The sequence below is a fragment of the Gemmatimonadaceae bacterium genome, from assembly GCA_019637355.1.
In the GTDB taxonomy this organism is placed as follows: domain Bacteria; phylum Gemmatimonadota; class Gemmatimonadetes; order Gemmatimonadales; family Gemmatimonadaceae; genus Pseudogemmatithrix.
Genome location: JAHBVT010000001.1, coordinates 1,402,835 through 1,420,387 on the forward strand (window position 1 = coordinate 1,402,835; position 17,553 = coordinate 1,420,387).

Annotated in this window: 15 protein-coding genes; 10 read left to right on the forward strand and 5 right to left on the reverse strand. The window is 66.5% G+C overall.

Annotated elements, in window-relative coordinates; genetic code table 11:
- Window positions 1–47 precede the first annotated feature (47 nt).
- From KF689_06435 to KF689_06470, 8 genes are all read left to right on the forward strand, one after another.
- Window positions 48–365 carry an integration host factor subunit beta gene (locus KF689_06435; protein ID MBX3133008.1) on the forward strand — a complete coding sequence of 106 codons (318 nt, stop codon included), beginning with the start codon at window positions 48–50 and terminating at the stop codon, window positions 363–365.
- The gene (locus tag KF689_06440) at window positions 362–619 is read left to right on the forward strand and encodes a MoaD/ThiS family protein (GenBank protein MBX3133009.1); all 258 of its coding nucleotides are present in this window, start codon (window positions 362–364) and stop codon (window positions 617–619) included. The genes KF689_06435 and KF689_06440 overlap by 4 nt, the downstream gene beginning before the upstream one ends.
- Window positions 619–1,074, forward strand: a complete 456-nt coding sequence (locus KF689_06445; GenBank protein ID MBX3133010.1) for a molybdenum cofactor biosynthesis protein MoaE — start codon at window positions 619–621, stop codon at window positions 1,072–1,074. Before KF689_06440 ends, KF689_06445 begins: the two co-directional genes overlap by 1 nt.
- Window positions 1,071–2,060, forward strand: coding sequence for a GTP 3',8-cyclase MoaA (moaA, locus tag KF689_06450; protein ID MBX3133011.1), 990 nt, complete (start codon window positions 1,071–1,073; stop codon window positions 2,058–2,060). The genes KF689_06445 and moaA overlap by 4 nt, the downstream gene beginning before the upstream one ends.
- A 160-nt stretch (window positions 2,061–2,220) precedes the next feature.
- Complete coding sequence (gene mdh / locus KF689_06455) at window positions 2,221–3,150, forward strand: malate dehydrogenase (GenBank protein ID MBX3133012.1); 930 nt, start codon at window positions 2,221–2,223, stop codon at window positions 3,148–3,150.
- A 67-nt stretch (window positions 3,151–3,217) separates the two neighbouring features.
- Window positions 3,218–3,874, forward strand: a complete 657-nt coding sequence (locus KF689_06460) for a succinate dehydrogenase cytochrome b subunit (protein MBX3133013.1) — start codon at window positions 3,218–3,220, stop codon at window positions 3,872–3,874.
- 14 nt (window positions 3,875–3,888) lie between these two features.
- Window positions 3,889–5,811 (forward strand): fumarate reductase/succinate dehydrogenase flavoprotein subunit, encoded by a 1,923-nt coding sequence (locus KF689_06465; protein MBX3133014.1) that lies wholly within the window; start codon window positions 3,889–3,891, stop codon window positions 5,809–5,811.
- A 20-nt stretch (window positions 5,812–5,831) separates the two neighbouring features.
- The gene (locus KF689_06470) at window positions 5,832–6,605 is read left to right on the forward strand and encodes a succinate dehydrogenase/fumarate reductase iron-sulfur subunit (protein MBX3133015.1); all 774 of its coding nucleotides are present in this window, start codon (window positions 5,832–5,834) and stop codon (window positions 6,603–6,605) included.
- A gap of 41 nt (window positions 6,606–6,646) precedes the next feature.
- On the opposite strand, the gene KF689_06475 is transcribed toward KF689_06470, so the two are convergent.
- The 5 genes from KF689_06475 to KF689_06495 form a co-directional block, all read right to left on the reverse strand.
- The gene (locus tag KF689_06475; GenBank protein ID MBX3133016.1) at window positions 6,647–9,097 is read right to left on the reverse strand and encodes an AAA family ATPase; all 2,451 of its coding nucleotides are present in this window, start codon (window positions 9,095–9,097) and stop codon (window positions 6,647–6,649) included.
- A gap of 56 nt (window positions 9,098–9,153) precedes the next feature.
- Window positions 9,154–12,243 carry a S9 family peptidase gene (locus KF689_06480; GenBank protein ID MBX3133017.1) on the reverse strand — a complete coding sequence of 1,030 codons (3,090 nt, stop codon included), beginning with the start codon at window positions 12,241–12,243 and terminating at the stop codon, window positions 9,154–9,156.
- 26 nt (window positions 12,244–12,269) lie between these two features.
- A complete protein-coding gene (locus tag KF689_06485) occupies window positions 12,270–14,720 on the reverse strand; it encodes a zinc-dependent metalloprotease (protein ID MBX3133018.1) in 2,451 nt (816 codons plus the stop codon).
- Window positions 14,721–14,798: 78 nt separating this feature from the next.
- Complete coding sequence (locus KF689_06490; protein ID MBX3133019.1) at window positions 14,799–15,350, reverse strand: dCTP deaminase; 552 nt, start codon at window positions 15,348–15,350, stop codon at window positions 14,799–14,801.
- A 74-nt stretch (window positions 15,351–15,424) separates the two neighbouring features.
- Window positions 15,425–16,201 (reverse strand): hypothetical protein, encoded by a 777-nt coding sequence (locus tag KF689_06495; protein MBX3133020.1) that lies wholly within the window; start codon window positions 16,199–16,201, stop codon window positions 15,425–15,427.
- 249 nt (window positions 16,202–16,450) lie between these two features.
- Here KF689_06495 and KF689_06500 point away from each other — a divergent pair, with 249 nt between their 5' ends.
- Window positions 16,451–16,696, forward strand: coding sequence for a hypothetical protein (locus KF689_06500; GenBank protein MBX3133021.1), 246 nt, complete (start codon window positions 16,451–16,453; stop codon window positions 16,694–16,696).
- On the forward strand, window positions 16,693–17,553 hold the full coding sequence (locus KF689_06505; protein ID MBX3133022.1) for a hypothetical protein: 861 nt from the start codon (window positions 16,693–16,695) through the stop codon (window positions 17,551–17,553). Before KF689_06500 ends, KF689_06505 begins: the two co-directional genes overlap by 4 nt.

A 17,553-nucleotide genomic window follows, 5' to 3' on the forward strand; every position in this document is an offset into this window, starting at 1 on the left:
TTGGGCACTTACGGCACTTGGGCCGTCAACCCATCCTCGGTATGTCGATGACCAAAGCGGACCTTGTGGAGCGTGTCACGGAGGCGATGTCCCAGACCTCCGGCCCGATGATTTCCAAGAAGGACTGCGCACGCGTGGTCGATTCATTCCTGGACGCCATCAAGGACGCGCTCAAGGAACAGAAGAACATCGAGGTGCGAGGGTTCGGCACCTTCAAGATTCGCAACCGGAAGACCCGGATGGCGCGTAACCCGCGCACCGGTGCACCGGTTGAGGTTTCCGCCCGTCCGGTCCCGGTGTTCAAGCCCAGCAAGGAGTTGCGGGCCCTCGTCGCCGATCTGGAGATGGTGCCCGAGGAGGGGTGACCCCCTCCGTGAAGCACCGCGTCCAGCTTTTCGCCTCCTGGAGCGACACCCTCGGCCCAATGGTCGAGGTCGAGTTGCCGGATGGCGCGCGCGTGAGCGACCTGCTCGCCACGCTCGCCGCACAAGCCAAGGCCAAGTCCCCCAAGCCCTTGCCGCGTCCTCTGGTGGCGGTGAACCAGCGCTATGCCAAGCCGGACCAGGCGCTAGCCGCCGGGGACGAACTCGCGATCATCCCTCCGGTCGCGGGCGGCTGATGCGGACGGCCCTCGTTGAGCACCCGCTCGACCCCACGGCGTTGCTGGCGGAGGTCGCGAACGTCGGCTCCGGCGCCACGACCGTCTTCGTCGGAACCGTGCGGCGGACCAACCAAGGTCGCGAGGTGACTGGCATCGACTACTCGGCCTACGCGCCGATGGCTGCGGCCGAGATGCAGCGCATCGCAGAGGAAGCAGCCGAGCGCTTCGGTACGCCACACATCGTCATCGAGCATCGCCTGGGGACCCTCAGCCTCGGCGAGGCCAGCATCGCCATTGCCGTGTCGCACGAGCGTCGGGCGGCGGCGATGGACGCACAGCGCTACATCATCGAGGAGTTCAAGGCCCGCGTGCCTATCTGGAAGCGCGAGCACTACGTGGACGGCGAGCGCGCCTGGGTGGACAACACCGGCGGCACCCTGGCTGCTGCGCCCGACGCCGTGGAGGCCTCGTGACGCTGCCCGCCCCGCTCAAGGACCAGCACGGGCGCTCGATCGAGTACCTGCGCATCTCCGTGACCGACCGCTGCAACTTCCGCTGCGTGTATTGTATGCCGGCGGAGGGACTGCCCTGGCTCCCGAAGCAGGAGATCCTCAGCTACGAGGAGATCACCGAGGTCGTGCGCCAGCTTGCGCCGCTTGGACTCCGGCGCCTGCGGCTGACCGGCGGCGAGCCGACCATCCGGCCCGAACTCGTGCGTTTGGTGCAGATGCTCCGCGCCGTGCCCGGCATCGAGGACATCGCGCTCTCGACCAACGGCGCCAAGCTCCCGACGATGGCGCGCGAGCTCCGCGCCGCGGGCCTCGACCGCGTGAACCTCAGCGCCGACTCGCTACGCCCCGAACGCATCGTCGCCATCGCGCGGCGCGACCTCAAGTTCGAGCCCGTGCAGGCGATTCGTGCCGCGCTTGCCGCCGGGCTCGAGCCGGTGAAGGTGAACGTGGTCGTGATGCGCGGCCTCAACGATGACGAGATCGAGGACTTCGCGCGGCTGACGCTCGAGTTGCCGATCCACGTCCGGTTCATCGAGTTGATGCCGGTCGGAGAGATGGCCCACCTGACCGACGCGCACATCGTGCCGAGCGACGAGGTCCTGCGCCGCGTGGCGGGCATCGCCCCGCTTGAGGGTGCCGCCGGCCCGGCCAAGGGCAACGGGCCCGCCAAGTACTACCGCCTCGCCGGGGCCGCCGGCACGGTGGGTGTCATCACGCCGATGACGCACACCTACTGCGGCGACTGCAACCGCGTGCGCCTCACCGCCGACGGCCGTCTCCGCACCTGCCTGTACGGTGACCACGAGGTGAACCTGCGCGAGCCGCTGCGGGCAGGTCTTGGACTGGAGCCGCTGTTTGTCCAGGCGCTGGCCGAGAAGCCGAAGGAGCACAATCTGTTGCAACTGAGGGTGGGTGGGCTGAAGGCGCTGTCGCAGGTTGGAGGGTGAGACTGGGACGGATGACGGATGACGGATGCTCAGACGGCCCGCTGGATGTTGTTCGCCTCCGTCATCCGTCATCCGTCCTCGGTCCCAGAGCTACAACTCGCCCTCGCACCACACTAAATTCCCCTCACTGATTCATCCCCAAAACGAGACTCTGTAAAGTATGGTCAACAAGATTACCGTCGTCGGAGCCGGCAACGTCGGCGCTACCGCGGCGCAGCGCATCGCCGAGAAGGAACTCGCTCGCACCGTCGTGATGGTGGACGTGGCGGAGGGCATCCCGCAGGGCAAGGGCCTCGACCAGTGGCAGTCGGCGCCGATCGAGGGCTTCGACAGCCGCGTCATCGGCACGAACGGCTACGACGAGACCAAGGACTCGGACATCGTCGTCATCACGGCCGGCATCGCCCGCAAGCCGGGGATGAGCCGCGACGACCTGCTCAACACCAACGCCGGCATCGTGAAGTCGCTGAGCGAGCAGATCAAGAAGACCTCGCCGAACGCGATCGTCATCGTGGTCTCCAACCCGCTCGACGTGATGTGCTGGGTGGCCAAGGAAGCCACGGGCTTCCCGAAGGAGCGCGTCATCGGGATGGCCGGCGTGCTCGACACCGCCCGCTACCGCGCATTCCTCGCCACGGCGCTCGACGTCTCCGTGCGCGACATCCAGGCGATGGTGCTCGGCGGCCACGGCGACACGATGGTGCCGCTCATCTCCTACACGACCGTCTCGGGCATCCCGATCACGCAGCTGATGGACAGGGCGACGCTCGACGCGATCGTGGACCGCACGCGCAACGGCGGCGCCGAGATCGTGAAGCACCTCAAGACCGGCTCGGCGTACTACGCGCCGTCCTCGGGCGCGGTGCAGATGGTCGAGGCCATCGTCAACGACCAGAAGCGCATCCTCCCCTGCTCGGCCTGGCTGGACGGCGAGTACGGCGAGAAGGGCATCTTCCTCGGCGTGCCGGTGAAGCTCGGCCGGAACGGCATCGAGAAGATCATCGACGTGTCGCTCACCGCGGACGAGAAGGCGGCGCTGGCCAAGAGCGCACAGGCCGTGCGCGAACCGATGAGCGTGGTCAAGCTGTGACGCTCTGAACCGGGAGGCGCCGCGTGGTGCCTCCCGGTCTTGTCTCTGACCCCCGCAGAGGACTTCGATGGCCGCGTTGCTGCAATTTTGGAATTCGACGATCGGCAAGAAGTGGGTGATGGCCGTGACTGGCATCGGCCTCGTGCTCTTTGCCGTCGCCCATATGGCCGGGAACCTGCAGGTGTTCCTCGGTGCCAGCGTCTTCAATGCCTACGCGCACGCGCTGCAGTCCCTCGGAGCGCTGCTGTGGATCGCGCGCATCGGCCTGCTGGTGATGGCCGTGCTGCACATCATCTCGGCGCTGCAGCTGACGGCCATCGCGAAGGCCGCGCGGCCGCAGGACTACGTGAAGCGCGAGTCGCAGATCGCCACGCTGGCCTCGCGCACGATGCGCTGGGGCGGGGTGGTGCTGGCGGTCTTCCTGGTCTTCCACATCCTGCACTTCACCACCGGCCACCTGCACCCGGCGTTCAGCAAGGGGGGCGCCTACGGCAACGTGGTGCTGGGCTTCAAGGTGTGGTGGGTCACCGCGTTCTACGTGATCGCGATGAGCCTCTTCGGCCTGCACCTGTACCACGGCGTCTGGGCCGGCTTCCGCACGCTGGGCGTGGCCAAGCCCAACCCGATGCCGATGGAGCGCAAGCTGGCGCTGGGCGTCGCGATCGTGACCTGGGCGGGATTCATCATCGTGCCGATCGCGGTCGCGCTCGGCATCGTCGACTGAGGAACTCAAGCACAATGGCACTCAAGCTCGACGCCAAGATCCCCAGCGGGCCGCTGGCGGAGAAGTGGGACAAGCACCGCTTCGAGATGAAGCTGGTGAACCCGGCCAACAAGCGGAAATTCCACATCGTCGTGGTGGGCTCCGGCCTCGCCGGCGCCAGCGCCGCCGCGACGCTCAGCGAGCTCGGCTACAATGTGTCCTGCTTCTGCTACCAGGACTCGCCGCGGCGCGCGCACTCGATCGCGGCGCAGGGCGGCATCAACGCCGCCAAGAACTACCGCAACGACGGCGACTCGGTGCAGCGGCTGTTCTACGACACCATCAAGGGCGGCGACTTCCGCGCCCGCGAGGCCAATGTGTACCGCCTCGCGCAGGTGTCGGTGGATATCATCGACCAGTGCGTGGCGCAGGGCGTGCCCTTCGCGCGCGAGTACGGCGGACTGCTGGCCAACCGCTCCTTCGGCGGCGCGCAGGTCTCGCGCACCTTCTACGCGCGCGGCCAGACCGGGCAGCAGCTGCTCATCGGCGCCTACCAGGCGTTGGAGAAGGAGATCGCCAAGGGCGGCGTGAAGATGTACGAGCGCCACGAGATGCTCGAGCTGGTGCTCGTGGACGGCAAGGCCCGCGGCATCATCGTGCGCGATATGGTCACCGGCGAGATCGAGTCGCACGCGGCGGACGCGGTGATCCTCGCGACCGGCGGCTACGGCAACGTCTTCTACCTCTCGACCAACGCCAAGGGCTGCAACGTCACCGCGACCTACCGCGCCTACAAGAAGGGCGCGGCCTTCGGGAATCCCTGCTTCACGCAGATCCACCCGACCTGCATCCCGGTCGCGGGCGACCATCAGTCCAAGCTCACGCTGATGTCCGAGTCGTTGCGCAACGATGGGCGCGTGTGGGTGCCCAAGCGCAAGGAAGACTGCGGCAAGGAGCCGTCGCAGATTCCGGAAGAGGACCGCGACTACTACCTGGAGCGGAAGTACCCGAGCTTCGGCAACCTGAGCCCGCGCGACATCGCCTCGCGTGCCGCCAAGGAAGCCTGCGACGACGGCCGCGGCGTGGGGCCCGGCGGGCGCGGCGTGTACCTCGACTTCGCCGACGCCATCAAGCGGCTCGGCAAGCCGGCCATCGAGGAGCGCTACGGCAATCTCTTCGAGATGTACCAGCGCATCACCGACGAGGACCCCTACGAGCGTCCGATGCGCATCTACCCCGCCGTGCACTACACGATGGGCGGCCTCTGGGTCGACTACAACCTGATGAGCACCATCCCCGGCCTGCACGTGGCCGGTGAGGCGAACTTCTCCGACCACGGCGCCAACCGCCTCGGCGCCTCGGCGCTGATGCAGGGCCTCGCCGACGGCTACTTCGTGATCCCGTACACCATCGGCGACTACCTCGCGAGCACCAAGCTCGAGAAGGTGACGGCCGAGCACCCCGCGTTCCGCGAGGCCAAGGAGCAGGTGGAGCAGCGGACCAAGCGCCTGCTGTCCATCAACGGCCAGCGCACGGTGGATTCGTTCCACCGCCAGCTCGGGCAGATTATGTGGGACAAGTGCGGAATGGCGCGCAGCGCCGAGGGGCTCAAGCAAGCGTTGGTGGAGATCCCCAAGCTGCGCGAGGAGTTCTGGCAGAACGTGCGGGTGCCGGGCAGCGGCGCCGAGCTCAACCAGAGCCTGGAGAAGGCCGGCCGCGTGGCCGACTTCCTCGAGTTCGCCGAGTTGATGTGCATCGACGCGCTGCACCGTGAGGAGAGCTGCGGTGGGCACTTCCGCAGCGAGCACCAGACAGAGGACGGCGAAGCCAAGCGCGACGACGCCAACTTCGCCTACGTGGCGGCCTGGGAGTATGCCGGGGAGGGGAAGGCGCCCATCCTCAACAAGGAACCGCTCCACTTCGAGAACGTCCACCTGAGCACGCGGAGCTACAAGTGAGCGGGTCCAGCACTGCGACGATGAACGTGACGCTGCACGTCTGGCGCCAGGCCGGCCCCGGCGTGCCCGGGGAGATGGTGACCTACCCGGCGCCGGCGATCAGCCCCGATATGAGCTTCCTCGAGATGCTCGACGTGGTGAACGAGCGGCTCATCGAGAAGGGCGAGCAGCCCATCGCGTTCGACCACGACTGCCGCGAGGGCATCTGCGGCGCCTGCGGGATGATGATCAACGGCGCGGCCCACGGGCCGATGCGCCTGACGACGACCTGCCAGCTGCATATGCGCAGCTTCAAGGACGGCGACGATATCTACATCGAGCCGTGGCGCGCGCAGGCCTTCCCGGTGGTGAAGGATCTCGTGGTGGACCGTTCGGCGTTTGACCGCATCATCCAGTCCGGCGGGTTCATCTCCGCGCCGACGGGCACGCCGCAGGATGCGAATGCGATCCCGATCGCCAAGCAGGACGCGGACCTCGCGATGGACAACGCGGCCTGCATCGGCTGCGGCGCTTGCGTGGCCGCCTGCCCGAATGCGTCGGCGTCGCTGTTCACGGCGGCGAAGATCGCGCACCTCGGTGTGTTGCCGCAGGGGCAGCCGGAGCGGCGGAAGCGGGCTTTGGATATGGTCGCCCGTATGGATCTCGAAGGCTTCGGCGGCTGCTCGCTATTCGGCGAGTGTATGGCGGCTTGTCCGAAGGGGATCTCGATTGATGCGATCCAGCAGATGAATCGGGATTATGCGGTGGCGGTGGCGACGAAGGGGGAGGGGAAGGAGTGGGTAGGGGCGGCGTAGCTAGCGCGGGCACACAACCGGGACGTCCGACCTCGGCCGCACTACAATTGATGGTCCAACGCGTGATCCGCTCGGTCCTCCTCAGGATAGACGGCGCGCAATTGCGCCACGAGTTGGGATTGATTGTCGTAAGCAGGATGCGCCGGGACACGGCAGTACTTCTCGTCCTCCGAACACACGTAGCGCACGAACTCGCGACCCATTGGAGCCCATGCGACTTTGCGGCTCTGCCGCTGCAAGGCAGCCAGTGATGCGTGCGCTTCGGAAGAAGCGATAGGTGTCACGAGTAGCATCTCTGAGATGTACGCTTGATCGCGAGTCCCCCAGCGGAGGTGCTGAAATCCGGCTGGCGTCAATTCTACCCGTTTAGCTTTCGCAATCTCTGTTATCGTTGGGTCATAGGAGCCGCAGAGGCCATACTCGAGCATCTTCCCCAGTATGCGTGTGGTTGCCCGCGGCTCTACGTGCATCGCTCTGAAGTAGTCGATAACGTGCTCGACCGGCATGAACGGGTCCGTGGGGTCGTGCTTAGAGGTGTCGCGAAGCACCTGCAGGAGACGCAATCCAAGCAGAGGGGAGTGCTCAAGATCTTCATCAAGTGCAAAGACGTTGCGCACGAAGGTGTTCTCGGTGCTGGAGAAGATGTCGTATCGCCCGTTCACCAGGGCCTTCTTGACTCTCCAAGCCGGCAGAACGATTGACGAGCCTGCGATGTAGGTCTTGAGCAACTCTGCGACCTCAAGCCGGGGACTCGAAACAAGGTACTTAGCGAGCTCGAGGCACCGGCGAACGTCGTTATTCGCAAGATTCCCAATCCAATACGCGACATCGCCCGACTTCAGGAAGATTCCCTGCAGGGCAGCGGTAAAGGCCGTGAGGTTGTCCAGCGAAAGTGAAATGCCGCGGCCGATGAAGTAGCCTCGTCCCGGTTCGCGCTTCTCCTCGTGCAGTCGCGACTCAAGAAACTCGATGCGCTTCTTGAGCACAACCATCGGGAGGGGAGTCGGTAGGAATAGCGATTCGTTCTCAAAACTCCGAAGAGCGCCCTCCCGCGAAAGTTGCCAGCTCGTGCGATCCGTAATCGGCATTACCACGAGACTCAGTTCCGATTCGTACAGGGAACGTGCATACTGAAACACACGCTCCTGGAATTCGATTGTGAAATGGTCGGCGTTGTCGAACACCAGACACGGTAACATCCGCCGGACGTTGACGATGTGTTGCAGCAATCTTTTAATGTATTCGTGCGGCCGTGTCTCTCGACGCTCTTCAATCATTCGTCCAAAGTCGATCTGGAAAGACACTTTGTCGCTTTCGTAGAGGTACTTTAAGGTTCCTTCTGAGCGCCTCTTGTATTCGTCGAAGAACATTCCCTTCAGCTCATCGAAGCTCGGCCCCTTCTCGCCAAACACTGCCTGCTCGAGAGCGCTCAACAGGCGACGGTTGAGCCACTCAGACACCTCAGAGTCGTTTCCGTCGCTGTCAGCGAGGTTTATTCGGGCGACGACCAGCTCGCCAGCCAGAGGACGCGGCAAGACGAACTTGAAGAAGCGATCGATGAACGTTGACTTGCCCGCACCTTTGGTACCGATCAGCAGTACGAACTCGTTTCGGCCGGTATCTCTCACGCGAGAGATGACTGATGACAGTTCGCGGCCTTCATCCGTGTCCAGGTTCTTGATTCTCCCCAGCAAGTCGTCTGAGATTCGTGCGAGCCTCTCGTCCGCGTGCTGGCTCTCTCTCGACACTACGAAGCATTTCGCCAACAGATCTGGATCGTCATCGCCACTAAGGCGGCGAAAGAACGAGGTCATGACGCGTTCGATATCGGACATCAGCGTTGACTGTGCGAGAAGCACGCGTGAATCGGGGTTGCGCAACGCACGCCGAAACTCGTGGGTGCGAAGCGGGCGCCCCTCCGCTTCTTGAAAGTGAGCGCGAAAGGCCAGTTGAGCCACGTTCTCGGGCGACAACAGAGCCCAAAAGAGCGCAAACTCGCTCTTGATCGCCTCGTATCCCGGGAATACGAACGCCATGCCATCAAGTGTGTCGCGCCCGTCCCCCAGTCTGCTTCCACGGAACACGATCCATTCGTGTCCGTTCGTCACCACGGCGAGTTCAGCGTTCCGCATGCCGCAATACCGAATCGCTTGTTGCAGCCCTTCGCGGGTCGCCGCTTCTTTGAAGATGGGGCCTGAGAGCTTGTAGCTTCGCCCGGGGCGCGCGGTTGGAGCAAGGAGGGGCAGGCCGTCCCGCTTCGCCTCGACAATTACCCGAGTTAGCGACTGGTTGCAGAGCCGATAGTCAATGTATCCGGATCCTGCCATGCTCTCCGTCATAATGTCTTCGAAGGTCCAGCCAAGAACGTCGGAGAGGATGCGGTCAATCACTTTTACGCGGGTATCCTGTTCGGACACGACCGACTTCTTGTAAAGCTCAATCTCGCCGTGGAGCTGGGAGAATCTCTGCAGCGCCGAGTCGATGGGTTCCATTGGGATCGTAGCGTGAGGCGTAACTGTGAACCACTCGCAACGTCGCGTCCAGCCCTCTACGGCACCACCCGAGGCACCTCCGCCTTCGCATCCGTCATCGCCCGTCGCGCCTTCAGGTGCGCCTCCATCTGCAACCGCGGCACCCCCTCCGTCAACCACTCCGGCGCCGGCTGGTCCCGCAAGAAGGTATCGAACCACTCGGTCATCCGCAGCGCATAGTCCTTCTGGTTGGCCGCACGCGCGAGCCCGTGGTTCTCCCCGACATACTCGAGCAGCACGACCTCCTTCCCGAGGTGGCGGAGGTGGTTGTAGTACGTGATGCCCTGGTTGAAATCCACCGCGCCGTCGCGGTCGTTGTGGAGGAGCATCAGGGGGCTCTGTAGCTGATGTGCGAAGACCTGAGGTGAGTTGCGGCGGTACGCCTCGGGCACTTCGTTGGGGCTGCCGGTGAAGCGGCCCTGGCTGGCGATGAAGATGCTGCCGTCGGTGCTGCCGGTGTTCCAGTACACGGAGCCGAACATCGAGACCATATCGGTGAGCGGCGCGCCGGCGACGCCGGTCTTGAAGATGTCGGTCTGCGTGGTGATGAACGCGGTCTGGTAGCCGCCCCAGCTGTGGCCCTGGAGGCCGACGCGGGCGGTGTCGATGAGGCCGGTGGCGATGGCAGCCTTCACGGCGGGCACGACGCACCACAGCGCGCTGCGGCCGGGATCGTCCAGATGATAGGTGATGTCGGGCATCAGGTACGCGTAGCCGCGCGAGGTGTAGACGCTGGGATTGGCGTAGCGCGTGGCGTTGGGCTGCGCGTAGACGTTGTAGTTCTGCGAGAGCCGCTCGTAGATGTACGTGAGCATCGGGTAGGTCTTGCCCTGCTCGTAGCCGGCGGGCAGCACGAGCACGGCCTGACGCCGCGCGTCGCTGTTGTCGCACTTGTACTCAATGAGCCGCGCCCCGGGCGTCCACGCGACCTCGGCCTGCTGCGGATTGGCGGTGGTGAGCCGGCGGACGTTGGTGATGCCGGCGTCGGCGGCCCAGAGGTCGGGGTAGGCGACGACGCTCTGGCGCGTGAAGAACCACACGTTTGCATCGCGAGCGCGCCGATAGTCCACCTTGGCGTCCTCGTCGGTGAGCACGCGCACGCCGCCGCGGGCCACGTCGACCTGCACGAGCCCCTCGCGCTTGCTGTACTCGCCGTAGGTTTCGACGAACATCGGCTGCGAGGGGTCGATGCCGCGGCGATCGCGGTTGTCCCAGTTGAGCCGGCCGAGGTAGCGGATATGCTCGCGACGCCCGTTGCCGGTGAGGTTGCGGGCCGCGGCGCCGGTGGCTGAGAGCTTCCAGATGTCCCAGTTGTCGCGCACGAGGATGCTGGCGTTGTCCCGCGTCCAGCCGAGCAGCGCGCCGCCCAAGGCCGGCTTCACCTGGTTGCGGTCGTCGTCCTCGTTCCAGAACGGATTGTCGATGCCGGCGGTGACGACGCGGGTCTGGCCGCTGGTGAAGTCGTAGACCTTCCAGTCACCCGTGTCGTAGTAGGCGTACTTGGAGTTGTCGGGCGAGAAGGCGTTGCTCGCGCCACCGAAGAAGCCACCGCCCCCGCTGCCGGGGACCTTCGCCTGGATGAGGCGGCGCTCGCCGGACTGCAGGTTGACGGCATAGAGATCGTGGAACTGGTAACCACGGATGCCGGCTTCGCGCTCGTAGGCGCGATTGTCGCTGGCGATGCCCCAGGTGTCGCGCGGCCCGCGCTGCAAGTTCCGCAGCGAGTCGTCGGTGAGGGGAACGAGTGCGCGTCGCGTGAACTGATAGGCGGCGACGTGCACGAAGTTGCGGTCGCTGTTCTCCTGCACCTGCTGGGCGGACTGGGTGCGGTCGTCCTTCCAGTGCCAGAGCACTAGCGAAGGCACGTCGGCGTCGGTCTGCGGCGCGGCGGCTTGGCGTCCACCGCTGCCAGCACCCGGCGCCGGACTGCTGCCGCCGCCACCGGCCGTGGCGCGCGGGCGCGGAGGACGCGGTGAACGCAGTCCGACGAAGATCGCCGAGCCGTTGCGCGCAAAGGCCATCGCGTAGTCGCCGCTGGGGACGTAACCGGCCGGAAGCCCGGTCGCCTTGGCGTCGATCACGTGCGGGGCGTCGTTCCCGGTGGCGCGAGGCCAGGCAAGCACGGTCACGACCTCATCCACGTTCTGGGCGCTGTCGGATTCCACCTTCAGCACAGCCAGTGCGGCCGACGAATCGCCCCAGGTGATGCGGCGGTAGGTGGCCTTCTCCGCGGCCAACGCGCGGGTCTCGCCCGTGCCGAGCCGGCGGAGTTGCAGCGAGTTGCCGAGCTGGTCCGGCGTGCCGATGGCGTAGGCCATCCACTGCGCAGCGTCGTCGAAGGCGAACTCGGTTACGTTGGCGATCGGCGTGGACGGCGACGTCGCCGGCGCGGCGAGGTTCACGAGTTGAAGCACCGTGCCACTGGGCGACGTGTTGGCGCTACCGCCGCCAGCCGCGCCGCCGCCGCTCGGGGCGGCGTGGTGGATGGCCAGCCAGCTTGAGGTGTCGCCGGCAAAGCGGAAGGCGCGGACGTTCTCGAACTCGCGCTTGCTCCCGTCTGCCAGGTTCACGATCGCGAGCGTGGGAGAGGCGTTGGCGCCGGCTGCAGCGCCTCCGCCCGCCGCCGCGCCAGGCCGGCCGCGCGAGCGCGACGCCTCGGCGCTCGGCCGCACATAGAACGCGACCCAGCGGTTGTTGCCGCTGATCGTCACGTTGGCGCCGGACGCGGGACCGCCGGACGGGGCGGAGCCAACCGGAAACCGCCACTCCTGCCCGTTGGCCGCGCTACCGCGGATGACCACCTCCGCGTCGCCCTCGTTCGGCGCGAGCTCGTAGGCCAGCCAGCGCCCATCGTTGGAGATCTGCGGCGCGCGGATGCCCTTCCAGCCGAGCAGGTCCTCCAGCGTGAGCTGGCGGCCAGCCGAGGCGGGCGGCGTCCAGCGGGAAACGGGCGCGGCGCTGGCAGCGCCGTAGGGCAGGGCCAACTGCGGGTTGCCAGACGGCCCGCGGTCAGCGGCGGGCGTGGCGGCTTGGGCGCCGAGTACGGACGTGGCGAGCGCCAGCAGGCCGACGCACAGCGCAGACGAAGCAAGAGTACGATTTCGCATAGTCGGGCTCGTGGAGGGGACGGCGATCAGGGGGCCAACGCCGCATCGATGCGGAGCAGGGCGTCTTCGAGATGAATGCGCGTGTTGCGGTCGCGTACGCCGCGGCTGAGTGCGCTGCGGAGCTCAGTGCGAAGCAGAGTGAGCTGTTCGCGGATGAGCGGACGGATGTCCGACTGGGCGATCTTGAGCTCGCCGTTGAGCGGCGGATCGTTGTTGCTGCCGACGCGCAGGTCGCCGGAGCGCGGCGGGCTCCAGCCCTCGTTGTCGGCCGTCTTGAGCAGCTGCGTGGCCTGCGCGAGGTACGCGCGCTGCAGGTTGCGGCGGTAGGTATCCACCGCGCGGCCGCCCGTGGCGTCGCGCCAGACGGCCGCCCGCGCGTCGTCGAGCATCTGCGCGGGCGTGTACGTCGCGTTGCCGAGGAAGGCCTCGTGCTCGATCATCCGCCCGATGCGGGCCGGGTTGAGCAAGCGCTGCACGGCGAGTTCCTGGTACGCGCGTATGCGCTCGACGGCACCGGCGTGCTCCAGCCTGCGGAGCACGTCGACGTTCAGCGCCCAGGTCGGCGTGGCCAGGACCTGCTCGTCGATGAAGCGCATCGCCTTGCGCTGGTACGCGGCGTCGATCGGCGTGTAGACGACGCCGGCCTCGCCGTAACGCTTGTGGTGCGTCCACGAGCCGCCCACCGCCGCTGCGGCGTGTTCGGCGTAGCGATTCCACTGCGTGAGCGCCTGCAGGTAGTGCGTCTCGATCTCGTAATAGTCATCGCCGGGCCGCAGCAGCCAGGGCATCAGGCTGTCGACCATCACCTTGAGGTTCTTCATCCCCAACGACGCAGCTTCGACGGGGTCGTCGGAGATGCCCTCGGTCATCCGGTAGGGATCCCACTCGACGTCCATCCCGAACTGCGCCGAGGCAAAGCGGAACCAAGGCTTGTCGGCGCGCTCGGTGATCCAGCGGTGCAGGACCGGCGTCTCCTCGTCGGCGCTCTTGGCCTCGATGATGGGACGATACCCCCAGTAGACAGCCCAGCGGTCCCAGATGCCGACGCGGCGTTCCGGCGGCACACCATCGCCCGGCTGCGCGGCGTAGTTGAAGCGTGTGCGGCCCACCGAGGAGCCGGAGTGGCCCATCCGCCGCACGAAGTCCGGATTGCGGATGGAATCGATGGGGAAGACGAAGTTGGCCCGTTGATTGTGCGGCAGGCCCACCGAGTGCGCCGTCTCGTGCGAGGTGACATAGCGGATCGCCTCGCCCATCAGGTCTTCAGGCAAGCGCGAGCTGCGGTAGCGCTGATCCGCCGCGGCAGTCGCGACCTGCGAGAGCAGCTGCCAGCGCATTCGCTCGGCGACGGCCTCGAACATATTCGTGTGGGCGCGCAGCACCTCACCTGAGCGTGGGTCCACGACATCGCCGCCAGAGTTGGCGGAGCGCACCGTGGTCGGCACGTAGCGCAGCACCGAGTAGCGCGCGTCGAGCAGCGAGAAGCTTGGATCCTCCGTAGGCGACGGCGCGCGACGGACCTGGATCGCATTCTTGAAGCCCGCATCCTCGAAGGCGGCATTCCATTCCAGGATGCCGGCTTCGATGTACGGGACCCACTCTTCCGGCGTCGCGGGATCGATGTACCAGACCCAGGGCTTGATCGGTTCCACCAGTTCACCGCGCAGGAATGCTGCAGTGTCCCTCGGCTCGAGGCGGTAGCGCACGGCATAGCGATCGGCGCGCACGCCTTGGAAGTCGCGCGAGTAGTCGGTGCGCTGGATGGAGATGAAGCCCACGCGTTCGTCCCAGAGCCGCGGCCGCATTGGCACGGCGGGCAGCAGGATCATCGAGTGGTTGACCTCGAACGACAGCGCGCCGCCGCGCGGATTGCTCGGCGCCTGGTTGGCGGCGTAGCTCTGCACGACGCGGACTTCGACGTTGGTCGGGAAGCTGCGCGCGAACTCCAGCCAGCCGCGGTCGCGCTCGAGGCGCTGGACGCCGAGCTGCGTGCGGGGCTGTCGCTGCAGCGTGAAGGCCGGGTGGTCGCCGAGGTAGAGGTCGGTGACGTTGATGACCGACGAATTCGTGCCGCGCGCGGCGATGGGGAAGGACTGCAGCACCGGCGCGAAGTTCTGGTCCTCGACGGCGATGTGGCGCGCCGTGCCCGGCTCGGCGGTGGTCTGGTGCGAGGCGGCGCGGAGGTAGATGCGATCGTCACGGCGCTCCCAGCGCACCACCATATTCGGCGCCATATTCGCGCCGACCTGCGAGAAGCCATCCTGCACCTGCGCGAATCGCGACATCACGATCATATCGCGGCCGAGCAGGGAGTCGGGGAGCTCGAAGAGCAGCGTGGCGCCGACACGGTGGACGCCGAAGAGGCCGGCCTCGGACTGGGCCGTCGCCGGGACGACGTCGCGGTAGGGGCGCTGCTGGGCGGAGAGACCGGGGGCCGCGAGTAGCGCGAGCGCGGCCAGCGTGAACGTGGAGCGCATCGGGAGAATCGCCTCGGCTGCTGATATCGTGAATGGGCCGGCACGCCCCTGCGGGCGCGCCGGCGGGGCGAGCGCGAGCTAGATCTTGGGCAAGGTGACGCCGACCTGCCCCTGGTACTTGCCCTTCTTGTCCTTGTAGCTCACGAGCGGCGGTTCGTCGCCCTCGAAGAACAGCACCTGGGCGATGCCTTCGTTGGAATAGATCTTGGCGGGCAACGGCGTCGTGTTGGAAATCTCCAGCGTCACGTAGCCTTCCCATTCCGGCTCGAAGGGCGTGACGTTGGTGATGATGCCGCAGCGCGCGTAGGTGCTCTTGCCAACCGTGATGGTCATCACGTTGCGCGGAATCCGGAAGTACTCCACGGAGCGTGCCAGGGCGAAGGAGTTCGGTGGCACGATGCAGACGTCGCCCTCGTACTCCACGAAGCTCTTCGGGTCGAAGTGCTTGGGGTCCACGATGCTGTTGAGCACGTTGGTGAAGATGCGGTACTCGGGGGCCACGCGCATATCGTAGCCGTAGGCCGAGACGCCGTACGAGACGACGCCGGCGCGCATCTGTGAGCTCTCGAAGGGCTCGATCATCCCGTTCTTGGCCTGCTCGATGATCCAGCGGTCGTTCTTGATGGACACGTACGGTTCTCGGTGAGGGTGGTCTGCCGCTGCCGACCGGAAATCTGCCCTCGGGAACCGCGGTCCGGAACCTGCTAGAACCTCCAGCGCACGCGTGCCTGCACCTGCCGCGCGTCCCAGCCGGGCTGCACGGAGACCTGCAACCGCGAGGTGGAGTTTCCCTGCACGCCGGAGATGCCCGAGACGAAGGCGGCCGCTGAGGTCGCGAGCGCCGCGCCGCGCCACGCGGCGGGTTCGGAGCCCGGGGCGGCGGCGGCGAGGCCCATCCCGACGAATCCGAGCACGATGTTCATCGCCGGGAGCGCCGCCGCCTTGCGGCCGAAGGGCGTGAAGCGCTGCAGGGCGAAGAGGCCAAGCGAGACGCCAGCGGTGGCCTTGAGGGCCGTCTCGTTGGTCAGCGGGTTGTCGTTCATCGGCTCGTAGATTCCCCCGCCGGGTCCCGGTTCCCATTCGTACGCCGGCTGAATGCCCGCCGCCTCGTCGAGCGTGATGCCGTACTCATCGAGCCACGCAGCGACTTCGGGATCGTCCGCGAGGTCGAGCACTCGCACGTGGTTGTCATCCGCCGCGATGCGGCGGACCAGCGCTTGGTGGCCCGTCTGCGCCATCAGGTGGCCCACGGCACAGTGGGCGTCGGTCACTGGATCGACGAAGTACGAGACGTACTCACCTGCGAAGTCGCGATTCTGCGGGTACTTGCCGGCGTCGCGGTAGGCCTCGAGCAGCGCGATGGCCGCGGCGCGATTCGCGCGCTGGCTCGCGGTCAGCGAGCTGAGCTCGCGCTGCGAGAGGGACCTCAGGGCGCCGTTCAGGTGTCTTACGACGTGTGCCTGCGCCGGCGAGAGATGCACTGCCGGTGAAGCAGTACCCGGTGAGACGGACGGTGGAGAGACGGACGGCCCGAAGAAGAGGCCAAGGACGAACGGAAGGAGCACCTGGGCAATCGTCACGGAGGCCTCGCTGAGATGATACGGAATTCTACTCGTCAGGCGCTGCCAACGTCACGCGCGAGCCCGCGAGCGGCCAGAGCTGGCCGGTCACATTTTTGTGACGCTGCTCGCATCACACGGTGCTCAAGGCTCTCAGTATTATTCCGGTCTATGAAAGTGCCACGCCTAGTTGCCCTCCTTGCGTTGAGTCTGTCGCCGGTCCTCAGGGTCGCGGGTCAGTCTGCCGCGCCTTCCGCGCCCAGTGCGCCGGTCGCCGCTGCCGCCGATGTTGCGTCAATCGACGCCATCATCGACGCACTCTACGCCTCCATCTCCGGCCCGGCCGGCCAGCCGCGCGACTGGGACCGCCTGCGCTCCTTGATGGCGCCAGCCGAGTTGCTGCGAGGCCGCCCGTGAGGCTGCGCCGCGCCGCCACCATCCTCGGGGCTGCCGTCCTCTGTGGCAGCTGCGTGCGCATCGCAGGCGATGCAGAGTTCTCGGTCGGTGTCATCGCGGGCGAGTTGCGCGGGGCCAACCTGGACGAGGCGTCGGGACTCGTGGCCTCGCAACGGCACCCCGGGCACTACTGGGTGCATAACGATTCCGGCAATGACCCCGAGCTCGTGCTCGTGGACTCCACGGGTGCGGCGCAGATGACATTGCGCATCGAGGGCGTGCGCAACCGCGACTGGGAAGACATCGCGCGGCTCGGCGACACCATCCTCGTCGCCGAGATCGGCGACAACCGCGCCGAGCACGACACCATCTTCGTGATTGCGCTGCGCGAGCCCGCGACGCGCGCGGACACCGCCGTGCGGCCGCTCGGGGTCTACCCGATGCGATTCCCGGACGGTGCGCGCGACGCCGAAACGCTGCTGGCGGACCCCCTCACCGGAGATTGGTTCATCATCTCCAAGCGCGAGGATCGGGTGCGGGTCTACCGCTACGCCGCGCCGCAGCGCGCGGGCGTGCTGCACACGCTGGAACGGATTCCCGGCGAGCTCGGAATGCGGATGGTCGTGGGCGGCGATGTCTCGCCCGACGGGTCGGAGCTGTTGGTGAAGACCTACGACGCGGTGTATCACTGGCGGCGTCACGGTCAGGAGTCCCTGAGGGTCACGCTGATGCGCCCGCCGCGCCGCCAGCCGTACACGCCAGAAAAGCAGGGTGAGGCGATCGGCTTCTGGCTGGACGGCGGCGGCTACGTCACCACGTCGGAAGCCGAGGCCGACCTGCCGCAACTGTTCATCCGTTACGCGAGACGCCCGCGTTGA

Coding starts and splice junctions, on each gene's coding strand:
- KF689_06445 (MBX3133010.1), top strand. CDS start 619: ATGCGGACGGCCCTCGTTGAGCACCCGCTCGACCCCACGGCGTTGCTG.
- KF689_06500 (MBX3133021.1), top strand. CDS start 16,451: ATGAAAGTGCCACGCCTAGTTGCCCTCCTTGCGTTGAGTCTGTCGCCG.
- KF689_06465 (MBX3133014.1), top strand. CDS start 3,889: ATGGCACTCAAGCTCGACGCCAAGATCCCCAGCGGGCCGCTGGCGGAG.
- KF689_06485 (MBX3133018.1), bottom strand. CDS start 14,720: ATGCGCTCCACGTTCACGCTGGCCGCGCTCGCGCTACTCGCGGCCCCC.
- KF689_06435 (MBX3133008.1), top strand. CDS start 48: ATGACCAAAGCGGACCTTGTGGAGCGTGTCACGGAGGCGATGTCCCAG.
- KF689_06470 (MBX3133015.1), top strand. CDS start 5,832: ATGAACGTGACGCTGCACGTCTGGCGCCAGGCCGGCCCCGGCGTGCCC.
- KF689_06475 (MBX3133016.1), bottom strand. CDS start 9,097: ATGGAACCCATCGACTCGGCGCTGCAGAGATTCTCCCAGCTCCACGGC.
- KF689_06460 (MBX3133013.1), top strand. CDS start 3,218: ATGGCCGCGTTGCTGCAATTTTGGAATTCGACGATCGGCAAGAAGTGG.
- mdh (MBX3133012.1), top strand. CDS start 2,221: ATGGTCAACAAGATTACCGTCGTCGGAGCCGGCAACGTCGGCGCTACC.
- KF689_06480 (MBX3133017.1), bottom strand. CDS start 12,243: ATGCGAAATCGTACTCTTGCTTCGTCTGCGCTGTGCGTCGGCCTGCTG.